At 57.4% G+C, this 23,748-nt stretch carries 24 protein-coding genes; 8 read left to right on the forward strand and 16 right to left on the reverse strand.

Translation table 11 applies throughout. The annotated features are described in order from the left end of the window. The first annotated feature begins 42 nt into the window (after nt 1-42). Nucleotides 43-2,301 (forward strand): fibronectin type III domain-containing protein, encoded by a 2,259-nt coding sequence (locus IC235_RS03700; protein WP_191003827.1) that lies wholly within the window; start codon nt 43-45, stop codon nt 2,299-2,301. Between the two features lie 142 nt (nt 2,302-2,443). Here the strand turns inward: IC235_RS03700 and IC235_RS03705 are convergent, their stop codons facing one another. Next, nucleotides 2,444-2,872 (reverse strand): thioesterase family protein, encoded by a 429-nt coding sequence (locus IC235_RS03705; protein ID WP_191003828.1) that lies wholly within the window; start codon nt 2,870-2,872, stop codon nt 2,444-2,446. A 27-nt stretch (nt 2,873-2,899) separates the two neighbouring features. Between IC235_RS03705 and mnmD the strand changes: the two genes are divergently transcribed. From mnmD to IC235_RS03720, 3 genes are all read left to right on the forward strand, one after another. Further along, a complete protein-coding gene (gene mnmD / locus IC235_RS03710) occupies nt 2,900-3,622 on the forward strand; it encodes a tRNA (5-methylaminomethyl-2-thiouridine)(34)-methyltransferase MnmD (protein WP_191003829.1) in 723 nt (240 codons plus the stop codon). A gap of 87 nt (nt 3,623-3,709) precedes the next feature. Continuing rightward, nucleotides 3,710-4,993 (forward strand): DUF2157 domain-containing protein, encoded by a 1,284-nt coding sequence (locus IC235_RS03715; protein WP_191003830.1) that lies wholly within the window; start codon nt 3,710-3,712, stop codon nt 4,991-4,993. Beyond that, the gene (locus IC235_RS03720) at nt 4,986-5,558 is read left to right on the forward strand and encodes a GDYXXLXY domain-containing protein (RefSeq protein ID WP_191003831.1); all 573 of its coding nucleotides are present in this window, start codon (nt 4,986-4,988) and stop codon (nt 5,556-5,558) included. The genes IC235_RS03715 and IC235_RS03720 overlap by 8 nt, the downstream gene beginning before the upstream one ends. 45 nt (nt 5,559-5,603) lie before the next feature. Here IC235_RS03720 and IC235_RS03725 read toward each other — a convergent pair whose 3' ends face one another. The 13 genes from IC235_RS03725 to IC235_RS03785 all read right to left on the reverse strand — a co-directional run bounded on the left by IC235_RS03725 (nt 5,604) and on the right by IC235_RS03785 (nt 17,414). Continuing rightward, nucleotides 5,604-6,581: an energy transducer TonB gene (locus tag IC235_RS03725; protein ID WP_191003832.1), complete on the reverse strand. Its 978-nt coding sequence runs from the start codon at nt 6,579-6,581 to the stop codon at nt 5,604-5,606. Nucleotides 6,582-6,837: 256 nt separating this feature from the next. After that, complete coding sequence (locus tag IC235_RS03730; protein ID WP_223847063.1) at nt 6,838-7,677, reverse strand: energy transducer TonB; 840 nt, start codon at nt 7,675-7,677, stop codon at nt 6,838-6,840. Between the two features lie 170 nt (nt 7,678-7,847). Then, complete coding sequence (locus IC235_RS03735) at nt 7,848-8,675, reverse strand: energy transducer TonB (RefSeq protein WP_223847064.1); 828 nt, start codon at nt 8,673-8,675, stop codon at nt 7,848-7,850. Next, nucleotides 8,672-9,196 (reverse strand): ExbD/TolR family protein, encoded by a 525-nt coding sequence (locus tag IC235_RS03740; protein ID WP_191003955.1) that lies wholly within the window; start codon nt 9,194-9,196, stop codon nt 8,672-8,674. Before IC235_RS03740 ends, IC235_RS03735 begins: the two co-directional genes overlap by 4 nt. A 200-nt stretch (nt 9,197-9,396) precedes the next feature. Next, nucleotides 9,397-9,981, reverse strand: coding sequence for a 5-formyltetrahydrofolate cyclo-ligase (locus tag IC235_RS03745; RefSeq protein WP_191003833.1), 585 nt, complete (start codon nt 9,979-9,981; stop codon nt 9,397-9,399). Between the two features lie 12 nt (nt 9,982-9,993). Further along, nucleotides 9,994-10,869, reverse strand: a complete 876-nt coding sequence (locus IC235_RS03750; RefSeq protein WP_223847065.1) for an XAC2610-related protein — start codon at nt 10,867-10,869, stop codon at nt 9,994-9,996. Nucleotides 10,870-10,932: 63 nt separating this feature from the next. Then, on the reverse strand, nt 10,933-12,534 hold the full coding sequence (gene bshC / locus IC235_RS03755; protein ID WP_191003835.1) for a bacillithiol biosynthesis cysteine-adding enzyme BshC: 1,602 nt from the start codon (nt 12,532-12,534) through the stop codon (nt 10,933-10,935). A gap of 215 nt (nt 12,535-12,749) precedes the next feature. Then, entirely contained in the window at nt 12,750-14,063 is a 1,314-nt protein-coding gene (gene rimO, locus IC235_RS03760; protein ID WP_191003836.1) for a 30S ribosomal protein S12 methylthiotransferase RimO, read from the reverse strand. Between the two features lie 233 nt (nt 14,064-14,296). Then, entirely contained in the window at nt 14,297-14,875 is a 579-nt protein-coding gene (locus IC235_RS03765) for a hypothetical protein (RefSeq protein ID WP_191003837.1), read from the reverse strand. Nucleotides 14,876-15,004: 129 nt separating this feature from the next. Then, the gene (locus IC235_RS03770; RefSeq protein WP_191003838.1) at nt 15,005-15,319 is read right to left on the reverse strand and encodes a hypothetical protein; all 315 of its coding nucleotides are present in this window, start codon (nt 15,317-15,319) and stop codon (nt 15,005-15,007) included. 191 nt (nt 15,320-15,510) lie between these two features. Further along, nucleotides 15,511-15,705 carry a transposase gene (locus IC235_RS03775; RefSeq protein WP_191003839.1) on the reverse strand — a complete coding sequence of 65 codons (195 nt, stop codon included), beginning with the start codon at nt 15,703-15,705 and terminating at the stop codon, nt 15,511-15,513. Between the two features lie 193 nt (nt 15,706-15,898). Then, nucleotides 15,899-16,588: a LytR/AlgR family response regulator transcription factor gene (locus IC235_RS03780; protein ID WP_223847066.1), complete on the reverse strand. Its 690-nt coding sequence runs from the start codon at nt 16,586-16,588 to the stop codon at nt 15,899-15,901. Beyond that, complete coding sequence (locus IC235_RS03785) at nt 16,578-17,414, reverse strand: sensor histidine kinase (protein ID WP_191003840.1); 837 nt, start codon at nt 17,412-17,414, stop codon at nt 16,578-16,580. Before IC235_RS03785 ends, IC235_RS03780 begins: the two co-directional genes overlap by 11 nt. A 522-nt stretch (nt 17,415-17,936) precedes the next feature. On the opposite strand from IC235_RS03785, the gene IC235_RS03790 reads away from it, so the two are divergent. Further along, complete coding sequence (locus IC235_RS03790) at nt 17,937-19,325, forward strand: erythromycin esterase family protein (protein ID WP_191003841.1); 1,389 nt, start codon at nt 17,937-17,939, stop codon at nt 19,323-19,325. A 41-nt stretch (nt 19,326-19,366) separates the two neighbouring features. Next, on the forward strand, nt 19,367-20,728 hold the full coding sequence (locus tag IC235_RS03795) for an erythromycin esterase family protein (protein WP_191003842.1): 1,362 nt from the start codon (nt 19,367-19,369) through the stop codon (nt 20,726-20,728). A gap of 452 nt (nt 20,729-21,180) precedes the next feature. Here IC235_RS03795 and IC235_RS03800 read toward each other — a convergent pair whose 3' ends face one another. Then, on the reverse strand, nt 21,181-21,453 hold the full coding sequence (locus IC235_RS03800) for an IS1 family transposase (protein ID WP_191003843.1): 273 nt from the start codon (nt 21,451-21,453) through the stop codon (nt 21,181-21,183). Between the two features lie 298 nt (nt 21,454-21,751). Here IC235_RS03800 and IC235_RS03805 point away from each other — a divergent pair, with 298 nt between their 5' ends. Together IC235_RS03805 and IC235_RS03810 are read left to right on the forward strand one after the other, a co-directional pair. Beyond that, on the forward strand, nt 21,752-21,943 hold the full coding sequence (locus IC235_RS03805; RefSeq protein ID WP_191003844.1) for a transposase: 192 nt from the start codon (nt 21,752-21,754) through the stop codon (nt 21,941-21,943). A gap of 51 nt (nt 21,944-21,994) precedes the next feature. After that, a complete protein-coding gene (locus IC235_RS03810) occupies nt 21,995-22,531 on the forward strand; it encodes a transposase (protein WP_191003845.1) in 537 nt (178 codons plus the stop codon). A gap of 39 nt (nt 22,532-22,570) precedes the next feature. Here IC235_RS03810 and pheS read toward each other — a convergent pair whose 3' ends face one another. Then, nucleotides 22,571-23,671 carry a phenylalanine--tRNA ligase subunit alpha gene (gene pheS, locus IC235_RS03815; RefSeq protein WP_191003846.1) on the reverse strand — a complete coding sequence of 367 codons (1,101 nt, stop codon included), beginning with the start codon at nt 23,669-23,671 and terminating at the stop codon, nt 22,571-22,573. Nucleotides 23,672-23,748: the final 77 nt, after the last annotated feature.

Below are 23,748 nucleotides of genomic sequence, written 5' to 3' on the forward strand. Positions count from 1 at the left end.
CTAGCACTCATATCGATACTCCGTCAAAAGATTAGAATCCTAATGTGGGCGACGCTGATGCTGGGCTTGTTCCTGGTTATTTGGCCAGCAAAGGCTCAAACCCTGGCCAACATGGCCGTGCGAGCCAATGCCGTAGTACAAAAAAGTCCAGCTCGGATCACACTAACCTGGACCGCTGACGCCAATGCTATAGAATATAAAGTTTTTCGAAAGCTAAAGGCTGATAATACCTCCGCGTTTGCCTGGCTGAGCACCCTAACCACCGACGCCGCCACGGTTGTCAGCTACAACGATAATACGGTGTCGGTAGGCGTGGCCTACGAGTACAAGATTCAGAAAACTACGGCCAACCCGAATGCCAGTGGCGAAGGGTACGTGCTGGCGGGCATTGAAGTGCCGGCCACCGAATACCGGGGCAAACTCGTGCTGCTGGTGCGAGACACCCATGCGGCCGCCCTCGCCCCCGAGTTGAGCCGGTTGGAACAGGACCTGGTAGGGGATGGGTGGCAGGTGATCCGACACGATGTTGGCAACAACCAGACGCCTCCGCAAGTGCGGGCCCTTATTCAGGCCGACTATCGGGCCGCCCCCGCTCAAGTGCGGGCCGTGTTGCTGCTGGGCAACGTGCCAGTGCCCTATTCTGGGAACTTCACGGCAGATGGACACGATGATCACATAGGTGCCTGGGCCGCCGACGGCTACTACGGCGACGTGGATGGCAACTGGACCGACGTGTCGGTGAACAACCCCAGCGCCAGCCGGGCCGCTAACCGCAACGTGCCCGGCGACGGCAAGTTTGATCAGTCAACGCTGGCGTCTGATCTGGAGCTGGAAGTAGGCCGGGTAGATTTAAGTGATCTACCTGCATTCGCAGCCTCCGAAGTAGAACTGCTGCGGCGCTACCTCAACAAAGACCACCAGTACCGCCACAAGGTGTTTTCCGTAGCTGAGCGCGGCCTCATCGACAATAATTTCGGTACCGCCGGTGGGTTTGCCAACAACGGCTGGCGTAACTTTTCTGCCCTGCTAGGCGCGGCCCAAACGAGCGATGCCGATTATTTCAGTACCCTGCGTACCCAGGACCACCTGTGGGCGTACGGCTGTGGCGGCGGCAGTTACACCGGCGCCGGGGGCGTAGGTTCGACGGACGACTTCGCCAACGGCCCCGTGAAATGTGTGTTCAACATGTTCTTCGGGTCTTACTTCGGCGATTGGGATAGCCAGAACAACTTTCTGCGGGCCTGCATCGCCGCGGAAGGATATACTCTTACCGATTGCTCGGCGGGGGTGGGCAACTATCACTTTCATCACATGGCTTTAGGCGAGACCATTGGGTACGGCGCCCGCCTCAGCCAAAATAACAGCGGCGGCTACGCGGCCAACATCGCTCGTAGCATGCACATGGGCCTGATGGGCGACCCTACTTTGCGTCTCCACCCCGTGCGTCCGGTAACTAATCTGGCCATTGCCCCCAGCCCCGCCTTGCCAACCATAACCTGGACCGCCAGCCCGGAGGCCGGGCTGGGCTACTACGTGTACCGCGCCGCCAGCATGAGCGCGCCGTTTACCCGCCTCACCCCGGAGCCTCTTACGGCTACCTCTTTTACCGACCCGGTCCCGCTCGCCGGCACCAGTGTGTACATGGTACGGGCCGTGCGGCTCCAGAACAGTGCCTCCGGCTCTTACGTTAACCTCAGCCAGGGCGTCTTTGGCAGCTTTACGAACCCGGGCAGCCCGCTATCGGCGGGCCTGAATCGCTTCACGGCTCAGCGCGAAGGAGCCGACGCGCTGCTCAGCTGGACTACCTCCGGTGAGAAGAATCCCCGCGGGTTCAGGGTGGAAGTGAGCACCGAGGGCCGGTATTATCGTCCGCTGGGCTTCGTAGCCGCCGAAGCCGGGGACCCGCGCTCCGGTACCTATAGTTTCCGGGATGCAGAGCCCGCCAAAACGGGTACCCGCTACTACCAACTACGGCAGGAAAATACGGATGGCACGAGCCAGTACTACGCCCCACAGGCGGTGTTTTTCAGCCCTGCTACGGAACCACTCAGTGCCTACCCGACCCGCTTTGGAGCAAGCCAGCCCCTCACTGTGGAGCTGACCCTGGGGGTCCCTGCCACGGTACGTTTGCACCTGCGCGATGCCGTCGGCCGCACCTGCTGGCAAGCGAGTTATTCGGCTCACGCCGGGCTTAACCGCTGGGTGGTTTCTCCGACCACGGGCCCCGCTGGCACGTATTTGCTGGTAGTTGACCCAGGCGTTGGGATGAGCGTGGTGCACCAGCGGGTAGTGCGCGAGTGAGCCTTGGGCAACGGGCCCCTCAGCCATTGACTGCGCGGCCGTGCCGGGGGTAGCACGGCCGCGCAGTCAATGGCTGAGCTTTACAAGCCGCAAACCCAACCCACTACTTCGGACCTGCTCCGGCCGGGTGCCGCCTGTGGGCTTACGCGCTTACCTGCGCCGCTAAGTCGGCCGGTAGCAGGCGTAGCTTGCGGGTGTTGTAGTCGAAGCACAGCATGCCGGTTTTGGCGCGGGCTACCTCTTTACCCGCCTGGTTATGTACGTGGTACACCACGTCGAAGCCGTACTTGTTCTGCTCCACGGCGGCTACCTGCACTCGTAGCACATCGCCGTGAAAGGCCTCGCCCTTGTATTCCACGGCCGCATCCACCATAATCAGGCCTAGTTTGGTGATGGGGTCGTAGTCGTTAGACACGCCCAAGGAGCGCAGGAAGTGCACCCGTGCTTCGTGCAGAATGCCCAGCAGGGCATCGTTGCCGAGGTGGCCGCCGTAGTTGAGGTCGGTGATGCGAACCAGTATCTCGGTGGTAAAAGAGAAGGTATCGGGGAGGGCTACTTTTACGCGGGCCATGGTTTCGATAAAGGATTAGGAATGAAAATGCAGGAGTCTCTTAACGCAGCAAGGGCAGAATTAGAGCTACGCCGTACGGCCGATGGTTCGGCTACGCTGTACGTACCGGCGTTGGATGAGCACTACCACTCGCGCCACGGCGCCCGGCAGGAGTCGGAGCACGTTTTCATCCAGGCGGGGCTGCTGCCGCGGCTGGCGGCTGGACTAGGGCAGCCCGGTACCCCGCCGCTGCGTCTGCTCGAAGTGGGCTTGGGCACCGGCCTGAATGCGCTGCTCACGCTGGGCCGGACCCGGCAGACCGGCACCGCAGTAGTCTACGACGGTTACGAAACCCGGCCCTTGCCGGCCCAGGTGGTGGCCGCCCTGGCCCCCGAATGGGCCGCGCAGCCCGGTGCACCCCACGGCGAATTTGAGGCCCTGCACGCCGCACCCTGGGGCCAGCCCTACCCGTTAGCCCCGGGTTTTTTCCTTACCAAGCGGCTCCAACCTGTGCAGGACGCGACCCTGCCTACCGGCTACTACGACCTGGTGTACTACGACGCTTTCGCTCCCGAAAAGCAGCCCGAATTGTGGACCGAAGCCTTGTTCCAGCAACTTTACGAGGCCGCCGCACCCGGGGCGCTGCTGGTAAGCTACTGCGCCCAGGGCCAGTTTCGGCGCAACTTGCGGGCCGCTGGTTGGCTCACCGAAAAGTTGCCCGGCCCGCCCGGCAAGCGCGAAATGACCAGGGCAGTTAAAGCAATGGGGTAATGAAGGGCGGAGCTAATGGGCTGATGGGAGTGGATGTTGTTCTTTTGTACCTCATCGCCCATTACCTCTGCCCTTCATTACCAAAAAGTGAGTCGCAAATTCTTGGAAACCGAAGGCCCCGGTTGGGTAGCCGAAGGCATTATCAGCGAAGAGCAGCGGCAGAAGCTGCTGGCCCGCTACCCGCCCGAAGCGCGGGCGCTGGGCCTGTTGCCGCTGTTGGGCAGCATCCTGGTGGGCCTCAGCGCGCTGAGCCTAGTGGCCGCCAACTGGCAGGCCCTGCCCAACGTGCTACGGCTGGCTCTGCTGCTGAGCAGCTTGACGGGCGCCTACGCCGCGGGGGCGTATTTCCTGCGGCGCGGCAACCCCGATTTAGGTCACGGCCTTATTGGGCTGGGGCTGATTTTATTCGGGGCCAGCATCATTCTCGTGAGTCAGATCTACCAGTTGGTGGGCTACGACGTCAGCGGGCTGCTGGCCTGGGTGGTGGCCGGCGTGGGCCTGAGCTACGTGTACGGCTCCCGCCTGCTGGTGCTGCTTACCGTGCTCATTGGGGCGGCCGTTCAGACGTATTGCGTGGAGGCCCTGGGCAGCTTCAGCTACGCCACGGCGCTGCTGGTGGCCGGCGGACTGGGCTACTACTGGTGGCGCCGGCCCGAAGTGGTGAGTAGCAACGTGCTGGCCGTGGGCCTGCTTTGGCAAGCGGCCCTGCTGGTGGCCGCGACTCATTCAAAGATTACCTGGTTTTTTGTTCCGGCCATGCTTGTCTACGCCGTCGGCGACTGGCAGCCGCAGCGCGCCGGGGGCCGCGCGCTGCAAGGGCCCCCGTTGGTCGCGGCGTATCTGTTTATGTTCGGGTTGGCTACGTTTGGGGAAACCGATACCTACGCCAACGTCCTGCGGCCGCCGCTGCTGCCGTACCTGGCGGCCCTGGCGGCGGTGTTCGCGCTGTCGGTGGCCGGCAAGCGAGCCCGGGGCCGGCTCGATACGCTGCTCGACTGGCTGCTGCTGCTGCCGGGCTTTTACTTGCCGGGCGGCCTGCCGCTGGCGGTGGCCACTCTGGTAGTGCTGTACGCCCACGCCGGCTCGGTGCTGGCCCGCGCTCACCGCCACGAAGACCCGGGGCAACTTACCATTGGCGCGGTGCTGTTCGTCGCCGCTACTATGGTTGCCTACTTCAAGCTAACCTGGGCTTTTCTGGACAAGTCGTTGTTCTTCCTGCTTGGGGGCGTGCTGCTGCTGGGCCTGAGCTGGTATCTGCGCCGCCGCAATGCGCAGGTGCTGGCCGCGGCGGCTCCGCCCGTGGCCCAGCAAGCGGGTACGCCACCCATTACTCCTCCGGCACCTTCGGAAACCTCCTCGCTCAATGTCTGACCTGCTGACCTGGTCTTCCGCGCCGGCCCGCCGCCGGCTCTTGGCTCGCTTGCTGGTAGCGGCACAAGTGCTTTACGTGCTGGGCGTAGCCGGTGCGGGCTACGCCACGGCTGCGCTGGGCCAGCATATCGTGTTGGCAACTACGCCCGTCGACCCGCGCGATTTGCTGTACGGCGACTTCGTACGCCTGCACTACCACATCAGCGAAACGCCCCTGCGCCTGTGGCACGACGAGGCGGGCCCGCCGCGCCGTCGCCAGGGCGTATTCGTGCTGCTGGCTCCTGGCCCCGACAGCCTCAGCACCACGGTGGGCGTGTACGCCAAAGCTCCCCAGCCCGCCGCCAACCAGGCCGTGCTGCGCGCCTGGGTGACGGATGTGTACCGTACTTCTTTCACTCTGCGCTTCAATCTGGAGCGTTACTACGTGCCCGAAGGCAGCGGCCTGCGCCTGGAAGAGGCGGGCCAGCGGCATCCATTGCGGGTGCACGTCAGCATTGCCCCCTGGAGCCAGGCCCGCATTACCAAGGTGGAGGAGCAGCTAAAAGCCCCCGAACCCCGCCGCTAGGCAAAGTCCGGAGGATTCTCACAGGGCTATTTGCAGCGGGTAAGCTTACTGGATCTGGTAGGTAACGGGCACGATGAACGACACGCTGACCTGGCGGCCATTTTGCTTGGCGGGGATAAATCTGGGCAGTTTCTTGATGGCGCGTACGGTCTCTTCATCCAGCCCCGGGTCCAGGCCCTTGACGATTTTTACGTCGGTGACGTCGCCTTTAGGATCTACCGTAAACCTGGCGAAGATCTTGCCTTCTAATCGATTATACAGAGGCCGACGCGGATATTTCAGCGCTCGCTGAATGGCGGTCACGATGGCCATCTGCCCGCCCCCGCTGGGTAGTTCGGGCATCTGCTCCACGGGAAACATGCACACTGGCGGGTCATCGAATAAATCGCACCCTATTGTTAGTTCCCTCTCTTCGGGGGGAAGAACACACCCTTCATAAACGGGATCCACATTTAGCACTTCTGTAATGAGGAACGGGAGGGGAGGGGGTGGTACGTCGACGATGGGCGCGCTGCATTCTATGCCTTTAGGCTCCAGGCCCACCTTCAAATTCGGGCCGCTATAAAGGTCGCCTTCGCTATTCTTATTGCTAATAGCTTTTCCTTCCGGTTTCGCTTGGTTGAGCACTCCATTCTTCCCGGGAGCTTTTTTGTTTTCTACCACTACTTTATCTGCTGCCACGATGGGCACCAAAGCCTTGCCCGTAAACGACTCGGGCGGTACCACCAGTGGCTTGGTCGCAGGCGGGGGCAGCACTACCTCTTCGAGCGTTATTGGTAGCATGCCCATAACGTTAGGCTTAGCGATGACCACTGTTGGAACTGCCGTAAGCGCCTTGCTCCTGAGCTTCATTGCCAGCGGAAACACTACCAGGGGGGCGCACATGGTGATGGCGATGCCCAGGGCCCGGGTGACGTGGCGCCGGTACAGAACGCGAAGCTCATACGCCCCGTATTGCCGGTTGCGACCATCAAAAACCATGTCGTTAAGGCTGGCCGTGGCCAGTTGGGCATTAGTCATCATAGCGAATTCCTTTTGAGGAAGGTGAGGCCGGTTTGGGTAAGCTTGACGGGCACGCACTTTTTCGGTACGGGCTCATTGTGGGCAACAGAAACGCCACGTTCACTACTCAGGTCATGTTAATGCGAGGCTACCGCTTCTCGTCGCCAGCCGCTTCCGCTGGATTTCTGCTCTGTCGCGGTTAGCTCATAAAGGCTCCCGAACCCCGCCGTTAAGCGAAGTCCGGGAGCTTCCGGCAGGGTGGTTGCGGCACGTAGGCTTACCGGATCTGGTAGGTGACGGGCACCGTGAATGACACGCTCACCTCCCGGCCGTTTTGCTTACCGGGGATAAACCGGGGCAGGGTCTTGATGGCGCGTATGGTCTCTTCGTCCAAGCCTGAGCCTAAGCCCTTCACGATTTTTACGTCGGTGACCTCACCTTTGGGATCTACCGTGAAGCTGACGAAGACCTTCCCCTCTACCCCATTGCGTAGAGCCAGGTTCGGGTACTTCACGGCGCGCTGAATAGCGGCAACAATGGCCGTCTGCCCACCCCCGCCGGGCAGTTCGGGCATCTGCTCCACGTAGGTGTATGGGGCCGGCGGTGGCCCGGGGATGATGGGGTCGCCTTCTCCTGGGCCTTTAGGCTCAGGCTCCGTACTGGGCTTGGCATTAGGGTCGCCCTTTAGATTTTCTTGGCCACTTTCCTTTCCTTCCAGCTCCTTCTGATCGGGTACCTCATTATCCAGAGGAGCTTTTTTATCTTCTACCACTACCGGCACCAAATTCTTAACCGTGGATGGTTGGGGCGGTGGCGCCGGTGTTTTAACCACGGGAGGTGGTGGCACCACCTTTTCGGGCACCGCTATCGGTATGTCAAAATCAGTAGGATTGGCAAGTACCACCGTTGGGACTACCGCGGGCGTCGGGTCCTTGAGCAGCTTCGCTACCAGCGGAAACGCCATCAGCAGAGCACACATAGTAGTGGCAATGCCGAGCGCCCGGGTGACGTTGCGCCGGTACAGAACGCGGAGCTCATAGGCCCCGTACTGCCGGTTGCGACCATCAAAAACGATGTCGTTGAGGCTGGCCGTAGCCAGCTGAGCATTGGTCATCATAACAAATTAATTTTGAGGGGGTGAGGTCAGCTTGGATAATCCAAGCCCGACGAATGGGTACTTTTTCTGGGGGGGCTCACGGTCAGCCACAGAAACGCCCGGGCCACTATCAGAGTCAGGCGTATGCGCGGAGTCCGTAGACTTCTGGCGGAGTAGGGCCGGGGGTAAGCTTACTGGATCTGGTAGGTAACGGGCACGGTGAACGACACACTGACCTCGCGGCCGTTTTGCTTACCGGGGATGAACCTGGGCAAGCTCTTGATGGCGCGTACGGTCTCTTCGTCCAGGCCCGAGCCCAAGCCCTTCACGATTTTTACGTCGATAACCTCGCCCTTAGGGTCTACCGTGAAGCTGACGAAGACCTTACCCTCTACCCCATTGCGTAGGGCCAGGCTCGGGTACTTCACGGCGCGCTGAATGGCGGCCACGATGGCCATCTGCCCGCCCCCGCCGGGTAGCTCGGGCATCTGCTCAACCGAGATGTAGACTTTGGTATCTACCGTTTCACCGACGCTTTTAGGTCCTTCTACGACCTCCAGTTCGCTCAGATCGGCCTCGCTGGTGCTTTGGTGAGTAACGGTGGAAACGTGGGCATTAGCCAGGGCCGCTTGGTCGGGTACGTCTTCCGTGGGTTGCGTATTGGGCACTACTACCGGCGGGGTAAACCGGATGGTGGATGCTCTAGGCGGCTGGGTCCCGGGGGCGGCGGGGGGCGGGACCACGGGGGGTGGTGGAAGTACCCGCGGGTCGAGAGGGGGCGCGATGAGGGTTAGTTCTTTATTTATCTTAGGGGGTGCCGGCGGCGTTTTGTCCTTAAGCAGCTTGGCCACCAGCGGAGACGCTATCAGCAGGGCACATACGGTGGTGGCAATGGCCAGGGCCCGGGTAACGTGGCGCCGGTAAAGCAGGCGGAGCTCGTAGGCCCCGTAGTGTCGGTTGCGACCATCAAAAATGATGTCGTTGAGGCTGGCCGTGGCCAACTGAGCATTAGTCATCATAGCGAATTATTTTTGAGGAGGGTGAGGTCGGCTTGGGTAAGCTTGACGAGGGCGTACTTTTTCTGTTTGGTGATGCTCATCTCATCCAGGATGTCAACCATGTCCTGGTACTTGGAATCGGCGCTGGGCTTGATCAGCACCACCAGGCTGGGGACTTCCTGCTGCCAGGTTAGCACCACCAGCCGGATGCCGTCGGGAGCAAAAGAGGTGGTCCGGAGTGCCACCGGGGGCCTGGACCGGTCCTGGGGCGAGTTGAGCCCGAAGAAGTAATGCACGCGGTGCCCTTTGCCCAGGATAATGGTCAGGGCGTCGTGCGTGATGTCGGCCTCCGTCTTGGGTTTGGCCGGCAGGTTCAGCTCCATGGTGTAGGGCCTGGCGAAGGAAGTGGTGAGCATGAAGAAGGTGAGCAGCAGAAAAGCCAGGTCCACCATCGGGGTCATGTCGATGCGAGTCGACATCTTCTTTACTCGTCGCCTGCCGCCTTTGCTCGTTCGGGCCGGATTTTGCTGGATTTCTGCCATAATTTCCATCCTTTTTAGGTGAGAGGTACGCAAATAACGCGACTCTCGAGCAGATTATTGCAACGAAATTAAAATTAGATTAAAAAATAATTTATCGAAGCTCCAGGAAGCGGCACACGAGCCCGCCAACCGGTTTCGCAACCGCGTTATTTTACTGTAACAGATGGTTTAGCGGCCCAGGCCGCCAGAAAACGGCCACATTAAAAGTGCCACACCTGGCTTGGGGTTAAACAAGCATGCAGGGGTACATCTGTCGGCTGCACATCAGCAATGCTAGCCAGCGGTGCCTCATCCAGAATGCACAGCCCGATGAATTGGGTATTCGGCCCACATTGGGCTAGGAAACGGTCGTAAAACCCGCCCCCGTAGCCCACGCGGTGCCCCACTTCATCAACCGCTAGCAGTGGCACCAGCACGGCACTTAATACGGCTGGCGAAATTTCCGCGGCCGTCGCCAGGGGCTCTGGAATGCCCCAGCGGTTTTCGTGGAGGGGGGTGTCAGGCGTTAGCTCGTAGTGTTTGAGAGAAGCGCCATCGGGTTGTACTACCGGCCCGGCCAGGCGCACGGCCGGGGCTTCCGCCCAAATGCGGCGGATTACCAGCCAGGTATCGGGCTCGTTGCGTTTGGCCAGGGGCAGAAATACATGCAGCCAGCGCCACTCGGCCACGGGGAAGTGCCGGAACAACTGTTCGCTAAGCAAGGCGCTCCGGCGGGCTACTTCGGTCGCTGGTAAGGCTTGGCGGCGGGCTAAAGCAGCGCGGCGCAGGATGGCTTTAGCCGACATGGTCGTGACGTGTTATTCGCAGGCGCTCAGCTTGCGCTCTACCAGCTTGTGGCGTTCAGGGTCCAACACATAGCAATGCTTAGCCACTAGCACCATCCGGTTACGCACCACCTCATATGTCGCCGTGGTAACGTAGGAGCCGGCAGCAGATGAGCTCCGTTCATAAATGTGCTTCTTCTTATGGTCAAACTCCAGCGAAGTGCCCGAAAAGCTGCTTTTAGCGTATCTTTTTGTGGTCGGGTTGTACAAAAAATACAGGCTCGTAGTATTTGGCCCGGCAGAGCCCGCCTCGTACACCGAAAAGTCTGCGAGGCCGTCAAAATTGTAGTCATCCACATCCACGTTATTAAGGCCCAGCAACTGGCAGTTAACGCTAAACTCCTGCAGTAATCGGTCGGTCTTTTTATCCAGCAACTTCACACCCCTTACGCGAGGATAAGTATCAGCCGCTGATTTGGTGGTGACCAGCCTAAAATATATGGTTGGCAGGGAGCTGGCTTGCATAAGCTCGCGCTTTTCCCAACTCACGCTCTCCCCCGATTCCATTATAAAACGCTGATTGAGTTTTAACGGCAGCTCGCGTCCAGTAGCCAGGTTTTTCCAGGTTCCGGTGAGAGCACCGTGATTAACGGCAAAGGCCGGCACCGTCAGAGTTGCCGATGGCTTTCCAAGGGCATCTTTTTCGGTCAGGGTCAGCACCCCGGCCTTCAACGTGCCGCTCAGCGCAATGGGCGTATGGTATTTTGTGTAGGCATACACCCCACCTGCTTCACTTTCAGGCTCATAATAGCCCAGTACCAACTCAATGGGAGCCGTCCCCACCAAGCCTGAAAAAGCCGCTTGCGCCCGCACGATACCTGGTACAGAAATGCAAAGGAAGATCATCATTAGCCAGGTGAAGCGCATGTTTACTCAGGGCATCTTCTGCAATGATAGGACCTGGCTCGCAGCTTATTCTTCCTCCAGCACCGTGAATTCCAGGGCGAGCGGCTCAAACGCGTCCAGCAGCTGTCGGATGAATTCCGGGTTGTTAATCAGCACGCTGAGCACGTTCTCACTGCGTTCCTGCAGTCCTCCCCCGGGAAAGAGCTTTTCCTTGAGTGCGGCGAGCTGGGTGTACGCCGTTTCGTGCTTAGTTTCGGCCGCTTTGCTTAGGCGCTTTTCGAGAGCGGTGAGGCCGGCGGCGGCTTTCTGAGCTTCGGCCGCCACGGTGCGCACCAGCGTCGGGTCGAGGCGCTGGGCCAGGTCCTGCACCTGTTGGAAAGCGGCAGCCAGGGCCTGCTGCTGGTCTTGCAGGCTGATTTCCTCCTGGCCCAGGGTGGCCCCCACCTGCTTCTTGAGCTCCGGCAGCGGCTTAAAAATTTCGCGCCCGCTCAGGCCCAGCTTCTTCAGCTTGCCAGCGTTGGCCCGGCTGATGTACATGGCCGAGTTGCGGGGCAGCACGATTGGGTAAGGCACGCCAAACGCCGCGAATACGTCCTTCAGCTGAAACCAGTACGCTACTTCGGCCCCGCCCCCGATGTATACCAGGTTGGGCAGCAAGATTTCCTGGTACACCGGCCGTAGCACTACGTTGGGGCTGAACTGCTCCGGGTGCTGCCGGGCCAGGGCTAGTAGCTCCTGCTGGCTGTGGCAGCGGGCCGTGTTGCGGATGGTCACCTCCACGCAGTCGGCGCCGCTGGTATCGGGTTCCAGCCGCTCCCGCTTGCCCTCATCGGTGATGAAAAACAGGTTGATGGGCCGCGAATACACCTGCGGCTTGTAGCCCGCGTCCGTCAGCCGGGTATTAGTTGCCTGCACGGCGGCATTAGAAGCCTGCTCCTTGATCTCCTTTTCGAGCAGGGGCACCAAGGCCTGCTTCAGCGCGGGCCGGTCGGCGTCGAGCGTCACCAGGCCAAACTCCCCAAACAGCGTATCGGCCAGCTTGCGCGTAGCTTCCGCCAGCGTTTGCGATTCGGCATAAGCCTGCTGGAAAGCCGCCGGTACCTCGGGGGGCAGCTGGCTTAAGAACTGCTCAGCAAAACCGTCGAGCGGGAGCCGCCCCACGGGTCCGCCCGTATTGGCCGCGTCCCAGGAATACGTTTTGCCGAACAGGGAAAAGTGGTTGATTTCGGCAAAGTCGTGGTCTTCGGTGGCCATCCAGTACACCGGCACGAAATCATACTGCGGATAGGCGTCCTTCAACTGGCGGCTCAGCTTAATGGCCGACACGATTTTGTAGATAAAATACAGCGGCCCCGTAAACAGGTTAAGCTGATGCCCGGTAGTCACGGTAAACGTGGTGGGCTGCTCCAGCAGTTGAATGTTCGCCGACACACTCGGTTGTGAGCTATCAAGGGGGCGGTACTGGTCGCACAGGGCTGCCACTAAGAGCTGGCGGGCTTGGGGCGAGTAAGCCGCTTGCTTCTCCTCAATCTGAGCGGCGAAGCTTTCCAGCGTGGGAAAGCGGTTATAGAAAGTAGCCAACGCGGGCTTTTGGGCCAGGTAATCCGTCAGCAGGCCGGAGAAAGCGCCGGTTTCGGCGTAGGGGAGGGTACTACAGGTGGTGGGCATAAGGTAGGGGCGCGGACCGACGAGTACGCACGGCAAAAGTCCGCACAAAACCCGGCGCGCCCCCAAAAGTTGCCGGTTCAACTCAATCGGCTGCCCAAACCAACGTTTCAGACGAAGCTCGCTCGTCTGAAACGTTGGTTTGGGGTGGCGCGCAGCTACCGCGGCTAATGGGCCTGGTCATGAGGTAGCGTACTGTCCTCGTGCTGCTTAGCTGCTTACACGAGGCAGCCGTATAGGTCGAAGTCCGTGGCCGCGGTAATCTTCACGTTCGCGAAGTCGCCCAGGCGCACAAAGGTGTCGCGCTCAACCGGCACCAGCACTTCATTATCCACTTCGGGCGAGTCGAACTCGGTGCGGCCCACGAAGTGGCCGCTCTCCTTGCGGTCGAACAGCACCTTGTAGGTCTGGCCCACCCGCGCTTCGTTCAGCTCCATCGAGATGCCCTGTTGCAGCTCCATGATGGCGTCGGCGCGGGCCTGCTTCAGCTCGGCGGGCACGTCGTCGACGAGCGTGTGCGAGTGGGTGTTTTCCTCGTGCGAGTACGTGAAGATGCCCAGCCGTTCGAAGCGGGTCTGCTCCACGAAATCATACAGCTCCCGGAAGTCCTGCTCGGTCTCGCCGGGGTGGCCCGCGATGAGCGTCGTGCGCAGGGCAATGCCTGGCACCCGCTGCCGAATGGTATCCACCAGCTCCACGGTACGGCGTTTGGTGATGCCGCGGCGCATGGTTTTCAGCATGTGGTCGGAGCCGTGCTGCAAGGGCATGTCGAGGTACTTACAAATATTCTCCCGTTCGGCCATCACGTCCAGCGCGTCCAGCGGAAACTGCGAGGGGTAGGCGTATTGCAGCCGAATCCAGTCGATGCCGTTCACGTCGGAGAGGTGGCGGAGCAGGTCGGCCAGCCGGCGCTCGCCGTAAGCCTGCAAGCCGTAATAGGTCAGGTCCTGGGCAATGAGAATCAACTCTTTCGTGCCCATTCCGGCCAGGCGGCGGGCTTCCTTTACCAGATCTTCGATGGGCCGGTCCACGTGCTTGCCCCGCATCAGCGGGATGGCGCAGAACGAGCAGGGCCGGTTGCAGCCTTCCGCAATTTTAAAGTAGGCGTAGTGTCGGGGGGTGGTGATGAGGCGCTCCCCAACCAGCTCGTGCTTGTAGTCGGCATTCAGCACCTTGAGCATCTGAGGTAGCTCCAGCGTGCCGAAGTAGGCATCCACCTGCGGGATTTCCACCTCCAGCTCGTCTTTGTAGCGCTGCGAGAGGCAGCCCGTTACGTAGAGTTTCTCGAGGCGGCCGGCTTCTTTCTCATCCGCGTAGCGCAGGATGGTGTCGATGCTTTCCTGCTTGGCGTTGTCAATGAAGCCGCAGGTATTAATGATAACGATGTTCGCGTCGGACTTCTCCGCTTCGTGCGTCACGGTGAAGTCGTTGGCTTGCAGCTGGCCCATGAGCACTTCGCTGTCCACCAGGTTCTTGGAGCAGCCCAGGGTGATGACGTTTACTTTGTTGGTGGTCTGGTTTCTAACCTTCATGAATCACGGTTTTGTCGAACTCCGCCCCAATTCAGCGAATTTCGAAAGGGTAGCCGGGGCTGAAATAAAAACCTGAGTAAAATGCGCCAGGCGTGGCCAGTCTTCTCAGGCTAACAAATTTACGAAGCAGCCAGTCCCCACCAGTGGTTACGTCCGGGCTATGCCGTGCGCACCACCGGCCCCGGGCCCTCCCAGGCAGAGGCGAAAGTGGCAACTGTTCCGGTAGCACCGGCTTAGGAAGCCGAAGTGGAGCCGGCGTCTGGCGGCGCAAGGTCCATCAGCGCCTGCATCAACTCCTGGCCCCGGAGCAGTACCGGGCCGCCCATGGGGTCCTGAAATAGCGTAGCGAACGGCGCTTGGCCGAAATGCAGGCCACTGGGCGTAAGAATGTTGATGCGGGCCAAGCCGGCGGCGGGCGCGGGCAAGCGAGCTTCTTCCCAGGGGCCAATGGCGACGGCTACCGGCCGAGCCGCCGCCAGCAGTGCCTGAATCGGACTATTCTCCAGGTCGGTGCCGCCTTCCCACACTACGGCGGCCCCGCTATAGTTGAAGTAGCGCGCCGAATTGTCTTCATAAGCCGCCAGCAGGTCAAGCCCGCCGTCGAGGGCCACTTCCAGCACCACGCCGAACACGCGTTTGGCTTCGGCCGCGGCGGGCTGCTGGCCCAGGGCCCGCAAAAAGTGCCAGGCCTGCAGGTACTGCCGCGATTCCAGCCCGGGCGTCTCGAGCACTTGGTTCAGGGCGCGGATGGCCCCGACCGCATCGCCCGAGTGCTGGGCGTCCTGCGCCTTGGCAAATAAGACCCAGGGCATTTCCGTTCGGACTGAAGATTCAGGTCTGGGCCATTCCAGAATGGGCACATCACCAAAAAGAAACTCCCGAATCGGGGATGGCGGCTGCTCGGCCGGCTTTTTAGTGAACCACGAAAAAAGCGACATAGCCTAAGAGCCTGTTAAAATTTGCGGATAAGGTGTCGAAGATAAGTACATCGTTGCTTCGGCCGCAGTTGTTTCGGATTCGTAGCCACGGCTCAGGCGCCGGTCCCATTGCAACCAGCTGATGGAGCGCTCGACCACCCAGCGGGTGGGCACGGGCGTAAAGCGGCCTCTACCGGTCAGGCCGGGGGCCGTTTCGAGCCGCCAGCCGCAGTGGTCGCGGGTCCACTGGGTCAGAGGCAGGCCGTCGTAGCCGACCCGGTCGTTTTCGTGGGCTGGCCCGACGTGGCCCGCCAGCAGCAAGCCGCCGGTGTCGACCACGGGATGGCGTTTGCGGCCCTGGATTTTTTTGGGCCGTCAAAGCCTTTGTCCACCACGCCCCGCTCGCTGCATGTGATGGATTGCGCGTCGAGCACGGCCACGCGCGGGCTCGGTTGCTGGGAGGGCGCGGCCCGTTGCCGGTGGCGGCGCACCAGCGCCTGGTTCAGCCGGGCCCAGCGCCCGTCGGCCTGTCAGCGCCGGAAATAATAGTAGACCAGCGGGAAAGGCAGAAACTCACGTGGCAAGAGCCGCCACTGGCAGCCACTCTTGGTTAAGTAGAGTAACCCATTGACAATCACACGCAGCGAGGGCTTGCGGCGGCGCGTATCAGGTACAATTTCTTGGATAACTTGCCACTGGAAATTAGTCAGGTCCGTTTCGTACATCTTTGGTCAGATGAGGAAAAGGGCGACCCCGTCGAAGTGATGGGTTGGACTACCAGTAAAGAGATTATTAACTATTGCCCCTTTCCTTCGGCTTCGTATTTGAGCGCCGTGCACCGCTTCTGGATATTTTATCTCATCCGGGTAATTTCCTACCCCAATTTTTAGGGTTTCAGCTATCACCAGCACCCAGTACTTACTTCATTTTGGTGAGATTCATTTTGTAGACAGCGCCCACGGGCAGCTTGGCTCCGTTGATTACAACGTAATTGGCTGCTATCGTTGCCACTTTGTCTAAGGCAATCAAGTACGATTTGTGAATCCGGACAAACGATTGGGGAGGAAGCAGCGCCTCGAGGTTTTTGATCGAGTCCAATGAAACGATCAGGCGGTCTTTCAAGTGTACCTTTACGTAGCTGCCGTAGCTCTCTACGTAATAAATCTCCGAAAAATAGATCCGGTGGGTCTGTTTACCCGCCTTGAGCAGTAGATGGTCGGTTGCTGGGCTCTCTTCTACGGGCGAAGCCAGTGGTAACCGGCTAAGGGCTCGGTTAACGGATTTCAGGAACCGCTCAAAGCTGAAAGGTTTTAACAGGTAATCACAGACATCCAGTTCAAAGCCTTCCAATGCGTATTCACTGTAAGCTGTAGTAAGAATGATCTGCGGCTTCACCGGCAGTGTTCGGATAAGTTCGAGGCCCGAAATTTTGGGCATATCAATATCCAGGAAAATAATATCAATGGCTTGGGTGTGAATCACTTCAATGGCCTCCAGGGCGTGAAAGCACCCGTTAAGGAGGTGCAATAAGGGCAGGCTCCGGCTAAACTCTTCGATGACCGTGTGAGCAAACGGTTCATCATCCACAACCAGGCAATTAATTTTCATGGCTGGCAAGTTGGAGGGTGAGTTGCACCTGGTACACGGATGCTGGCGTGGTGATGGCAAGGCTGTGGCCCGCACCGTAGAGCAAATTCAACCGTTGCCGGACGTTGCGCAAGCCGATGCCCGGCTGATGAGTAGGGTCGGAGGGAGGCAGGCTATTGCGGATGCAAAAGGCCAGCGTCTGGTCTTGTACGGATAGGTGAATGGTTACGAAGGTACGCTTGTACTCGTTTTTTACGCCGTGCTTGAAGGCGTTCTCCACGAAGGTGATCAAAATCAGGGGGGCAATCTGCAAGTGGTGGGGCGAGCCTTCCACCGAGAGTTCAATGTGGGCCCGGTTGCCGCAGCGCAGCTTTTGCAAATCCACGAAATCCTCGATGTACTTGATTTCTTTGCTTAAGGGTACCCACTCCCGTTCACACTCATAAACCACGTAGCGCATAATATGGGAGAGCTTGAGTATTACCTCGGGGGCGGTTTGGGAGTGGGTAAGCGTCAAGGCGTAAAGGGTGTTGAGCGTGTTGAACAAAAAGTGTGGATTCAACTGGTTGCGCAGCGCCGTGAGCTCCGAACGCAACTGCTGACTCTCTAACTGTTCGATTTTACGTTGTTGCAAAAACCAACCCGTGGATAGCTTGATAATGGTACTGATGAGGATGACAAATGCCAAGCCCCCTACGTTGGCTACGTAGGAAGAGCTGCTTAAAACAATCATTCCGTGGGCACGGCTGGCCAGGATTACGGCCAGAACCTTGGCTACGGGGGCGTAGGCCAACAGCGTCAGCAGCAAGGCAAGCAGGTAGCGCCCGTATTTTCTCCGGGAAAGCAAGCAAGGAATGAGGTAAAGATTGTTGAAGTAGATCGGTGGCATCAAGATAATACCCACGAGAAAAAGCAATGTAAAATATTCTCCAAAGCTATATAGATTAAAAGAAGCACCGCTGAACGACATCCACCCGATTGGTAGCACCCAGGCGGCCAGGTTTATTCCTATTCGGACCCAAATGGTCTTTATCTTCATAGATGCTTATCTTGGAGATCTTGGAGATCTTGGAGAGAGTCTCTGATCAATCAGGGTATACCTGCACAAAGGTCGGTGATTTACCTACTTACACGAATGAAATTAAGTAAACAACGGATAAATTGGATGAACTGGGTTCAGCTCGCTGAGCGAAGCGTTCATTAAAAAAAAGAACTCGTTTATCCAAATCCTCTCTTTGTGTATATCCAAGCCCTTTTTCAAGCCGTTAGTTAGCGTGTATTGCCGATCCAGACCCTGGAATCATAAATGCTGGTATCCCCAAGCAGCACCATTGTCTGCAACAATCAGTAACGAAAACTTCATTGAACTATGAAAAAGACAGCAAGAGCGGCTTTCAAAGCCTTATTATACGCCAGTTGTATGTCAGGTTTGTTGCTCACAGCTTGTAAAAAAGATAAAGAAGCCCCTGGGCCCGACACCTGCACCCTCACCCAGGAGCAGCAGCAGGTAATTGCCGAGGTAAACCAGTACGCCATTCCCTTTACCACCGCCGACCCGGCGGCCTCCCCTACCGACTTGGCCCCGCTAGACCCGATGCTAAGAAACGCCAAGATCGTAGGAATGGGCGAGGCGACGCACGGCACGAAGGAATTTTTTCAAATGAAAGACCGCCTGTTTCGCTACATGGTCACCCGGCACGGCTACAAAGCCATCGCCTTTGAAATGTCCTGGGGCGATGGGATCAACATCAACCGATACGTAACCCAGGGAACAGGCGGTAACGCAAAGGAAGTACTTAAAAAAGGGAGTTATGGAATATGGAAAGCCGAGGAAGTAGCGGCACTGATTGAGTGGATGAAGACGTACAATGCAGGCAAGTCACCTGAAGACCAAATTTATTTTTACGGGTTTGACCTAAATGAGTACGCCACTTCCTTCGCATTACTGGAAGAATACATCCAGCAGGTTGATCCAGCGTGGCTTCCCCAAATGATTGAGTTGTATAAGCCTTTCAAGGACATCGGGCCGGACAACTATCGAAATACCGAGGAGGCTTTCAACGCCAATGTTCGCCAGCGCTTGCAGCAGGTATACGACTACGTGGCTGGTCGGCAAGCGGCTTATTTGAGCAAGTCCGACAACCGCACTTATCAGGAAGCGCTGCAAACTGTCAGAGTGCTCAAGCAAGCCGAAGAGCTTTATAGAGATGCAGAGCCTTTACATTTTATTAATGTTAGAGATAAATCCATGGCCGAAAATGCCCAATGGATTCAAACCCATGTAGGCACTAACTGCAAAATAGCTTTATGGGCACACAATGAGCACGTAGGCAAGACTAGCTCGGACGGAGTTCAAAGACAAGGCTGGCATTTAAAAAATGCCCTGGGAGAAGCCTATCAAATTCTGGCTTTCGCATTTGCTACCGGACGTTTCAACGCCGTGGAGATAAAAGTAGGTGCCAACAACCAGGTAACTTATGGAGAAAGGAAGGCTTTGCAGGCAGGCGAACCCTTGTGTGCCTCTTCCAATGCACTGCTTCACCGGGCTACTCCTAAAAACTTCTTCCTGTCTACCAAGGCAGTACCCACTACTATTTCATTACACAGCTGGCTCTTTGCTGATAGATTGGTATTAGAAGTAGACGCTGGGTACATAGAGCAATACCCGGAGCAGAGTTATGGCTCTAAAAATTTAGGGGAAGCGTACGACGTACTTATTTACTTCGACACCACCACTGAATCAACGCTATTTCGCTAGACTGCCATCTCACCTAATTCACCTATTAACTGCCTGAAAAAATGGCTATAAGAACAAAAACGCGGCTTGCCGTACTAGTAGGCCTGCTGGCCCTGTCGGCGTGTAAAAAAGAGCAGGAGGGCGTAGCGCCCTCAGCGGAAACTCTTACGGAACTGAATCAAGTAGCTATTCCCATTCAAGGCAGCAGTCCTTCGTTACCTGAGAATGATTTAGCTACTTTCGATGCTTTGCTTAGCAGGTCCAAAATGGTGGGTTTAGGTGAGGTATCTCACGGGTCTAAAGAATGTTTTGAGATGAAACACCGGCTTTTTGCTTATGGAGTAAAAAATCATAATTATAAAGCCATTGGCTTTGAAACACCTTACCTTCGCGGCTATTTTATCAATCGTTATATCCAGGGGCAGGATATAATCTTTGAGGGTCGTAGGCTTGAAATAAATGAGGTGCTACTAAACCCCTGGGCAACCCAAGAAGTGCTAGCCCTTGTTAATTGGATGCGGAATTATAACTTAAACCATCCGGATAAAATATACTTCTTTGGATTTGATATTCAGTATTTTACCTCCAATAATTATGCTGTCCTGGAAAACTATCTCACTCGGGTAAATGATGCCCCTAATTGGTCATCTACCCTTGCTACTTTGAAAAGGTACACTTCTAGCCTTGAGTACGTAGCTTTTGAGTACCATAAGCTCCCTGAGTCGGAAAAAGGCGCATATCGGCAAGCAATCCAAGCAGCAAAAACCAGATTGCAGCAAAACAAAGAAGCCTACGTTGCTGCTTCCTCTCAAGCTGAGTTCAATGAAATGGCTTTTTTACTAGAAGTGGCTCAGAAGGCGGAAAACTATTACGCTTCCGCTACTGAACCTACTGAATTACAAACTTCGGCAGAATTTATTGCTGTAAACAACAAACGCGACAAATTGATGGCTGAAAGTGCGGAATACTATATACAAAATATACTGGCAGGAGCAAAAACGATGCTTTGGGCCCATAATTCTCACGTGTTCAACCAAAACGAAAATTCTCGATATGTAAGGATGGGTTATCACCTTCGTAGTAAGGCCGAGAATCAGTACGGAATTATCAGCTTTGCGCTTACGAAAGGAGAGATAAGAGCCGTTGCTAACGCCGGTGGCTATACGCCAGTACAAATTGCCAATACCACTCCTAGCAATTCTCTCAATGCCTTATTCACCAAGGCGGTCTTAAAGCGATTTGTACTGAGTACTGCCAATGCACCGACAACCTTGCGGTCGTTTCTATCAAATACCACTATGTTCAATACGGGGGCCGGTTATTCCCCGCAATATCATAGCAGTACCTTTGACAAGGTAAATTTGGTCGAATTTACAGATGCTGTCATTTACTTCGATACTACTCAGGCAGCGGCTGGCCTGTAAGCACCCGGGTGAGCACAATACGAGCTCAGTAACGTACGTGACGAGTCTCCCGCTAACCTCCGTTGGGTACCCACCCGCGAATCATTAAAATAATTACCAAGCCTAAACCCTTAACCTTAGGAACGAGAACGAAATAAAGTATCACTGTAGAATGCTATCCACCTATTGTCATGCTGACGAAGGAAACATCCCTCGGTATAGAGTCCGGAAGAGATGATTCCTTCGTCAGCATGACAGCGGGGGAGCTTGACCTACTTAAACAAAATGTTACTTTATTGTATGCCTATCCCTTATTATGAAAACCATTGAAAAAGTGGTGGTCTAATTAGCGATGGTTCTTTGGCTATGCTGGTCAATACAGATTTTAATTCGCGCGGCGTGCATGGCCAAGGCTTTGCTGAACGAGCAGGATTTGCGCACCAACACGCCGCAACATTGACGCAAGGAGCAATTCAAGGCTTCGACGACGGTGGTTTGGCCTTCGCCTTTGGGGCACTGCGATGCGGCCCGGCTGGCAAGGCCTGGGCATAGGCCGGAAACAGGTCGGTAAAGTACCAGCAATGCCGCCGGTAGCGCTTGGGCAGAGGCCACCACAGGCCGCCGGGCCGTAGCCGCGTCGCGCCGGCCCAGGCTACCACGCGCCGGCTGGCGCGCTCGACGGCCCGCCACAACCAGACTTTGCGCCGCCGTTGGCCCCCGAACGTCCACATCTCATCGAGTGCCAACGCTTATCAGTGCCGGCGTTGCGCTTTTTGCGGGCGCAGCCGCGGCAGCAGAGGGCTGGCCGCTTGCGCTTTTTTTGCCAGTTTGGCCACAGCCATGCGCGAAACGCCTCTCACGCGCACGATGCTGCGCTACGAGTTGCGCTCGACCAACAGCTTCGCCACTTGGACGTAGCCCGCCGCTGCCGACGCAACCAGCTAGTTAGCCAGCATTCGACACCTTATTCGCAAATTTTAACAGGCTCTAACTCTAAGAGGCTGTTTGGATTAGATTTGCGTTCTAACTAAATTCCAGTCATTTATGGGTCGCAAGCGGTACAGTTCAGATGTCGGCATTCGGGACTGGCAGCGGTTGGAGCCGTTGCTGATGGTGGAGTGTACTAGCAAATGGCCGTTGTCGGAAGTGGTGAATGGCATTTTGTACGTGCTGAAAAATGGCTGCGTCTGGCGCGACGTACCCGGCGATTTTCCGCCCTGGCAGACGCTCTACTAGTACTTTGCCAAGTGGGAAACGGACGGCACCTGGGAGCGGGTAACCGCTTGTTTGGTAGGGGACTGTCGAGTAGGCGAGAAAAAAAGCCCCTGTCCCAGCGCCGTCATTCTGGACACGCAAAGCGTCAAGAACACGCCCACCAGCACCCAAGCCGTAGGCTTCGATGCGGGCAAAGGCATCAAGGGGCGGAAACGGCTGGTGGTGGTCGACACGCTGGGCAACCTGCTGGTGGCCCAGGTCGTTTCGGCCGACCCGCACGACGGGGCCATCGGCGTGGCGTTTTGGGACCGGTACGGCCCGGCCCACCCGCTCTTGCACGCCGTGCAAGTCGCCTACGTGGACGGAACGTTCCTGGGCCGGTTTCGCGACCACTTGGCCTTGGCGTATCAAATTCGGGTAGAAAAACCGGCTCAGATCGTCAAACAATTGACTAATTTCTGCTTGCATCAAAAGCGGTGGATAGTGGAACGAACGATTGCCTGGCTGAACGTGAACCGTAGATTGTCAAAGGATTACGAGCGATGCACAGCTCGCGCATCCGCTTGGCTATATCTGGCCAACATCCGGCGAATCCTTAAATTTTGCTAACCCAAACAGCCTCTAAAGAGTGCTCAACTAAAAGCGCTCCTACAGCGCCTCGAACTGCCGCAAGAACCGCAGGTCGTTTTCCGTGAACAGCCGCAGGTCCTTGATCTGGTACTTGAGCATGGCAATGCGTTCAATGCCCATGCCCCAGGCGTAGCCCGAGTATTTATCAGAATCAATTTTGGCGTTTTCGAGCACTGCGGGGTCTACCATGCCGCAGCCGCCAATTTCGACCCAGCCCGAGTACTTGCAAATGTTACAGCCCGCGCCTTTGCAAATGAGGCAGGTAATGTCGATTTCGGCGCTGGGCTCCGTGAAGGGGAAGAAGCTGGGCCGGAAACGGATGTTGATGTCCGCTCCAAACAGCTCCTGCACGAAGTAATACACCGTCTGCTTGAGGTCGGCGAAGCTCACGCCTTCGTCAATGAAAATGCCCTCGACTTGGTGGAACATCATGTGCGCCCGGGCCGAAATAGCCTCGTTGCGAAACACCCGGCCCGGCATCACCCGGCGAATGGGCAGGGGCTCCGTTTCCATCACCCGCACCTGCACGGTGCTGGTGTGGGTTCTCAGTAAGTACTCCGGTGACGAGCTGCTGGGAGAATGGAGCTCCCGGGCCTCGCCGTCGGCCATGCTCACTTCCTCACCTGCCGCCGTCCTGCTCTGCACGAAAAACGTGTCCTGCATGTCGCGGGCCGGGTGGTTTTCGGGGAAGTTGAGGGCCGTGAAGTTGTGCCAGTCGTCCTCGATTTCCGGTCCCTCGGCCACGGCGAAGCCGATGCGCGCAAATACGCGCAGCATTTCTTCGCGTACCAAGCTCAGCGGATGGCGGGTACCCAAGGCCTGAGGTACAGCCGGTAAAGTATAGTCGAAATCAGGATTTTCCGGGGCGTTATCGGCCGCCTCAGCGATGGCTTGCTGGGCCTCATCGAAGCGGGCCTGGGCCTGCTGCTTGAGGGTGTTAAGCTGCTGGCCAACAGCGCGCTTATCGTCGGAGGGTACTGTTTTGAGCTGATCGAACAAATCGGCCAGGCGACCTTTGCGGCCAAGGTAGCTGATGCGAAACGCATCGAGGTGGGCGGCGCTGCTAAGGTCGGCTGACGTAATTTCGGCCGCGAGGCGAGCAATTGATTCCTGCATCATATGCTACAAAGTTAGGGCAACCGGCCCGCCTTCGCTGAACGATTCACGAGTGGCCCGGAACTTATTGCGGCTACCTC

The organism is Hymenobacter montanus (assembly GCF_014699115.1).
Taxonomy (GTDB): domain Bacteria; phylum Bacteroidota; class Bacteroidia; order Cytophagales; family Hymenobacteraceae; genus Hymenobacter; species Hymenobacter montanus.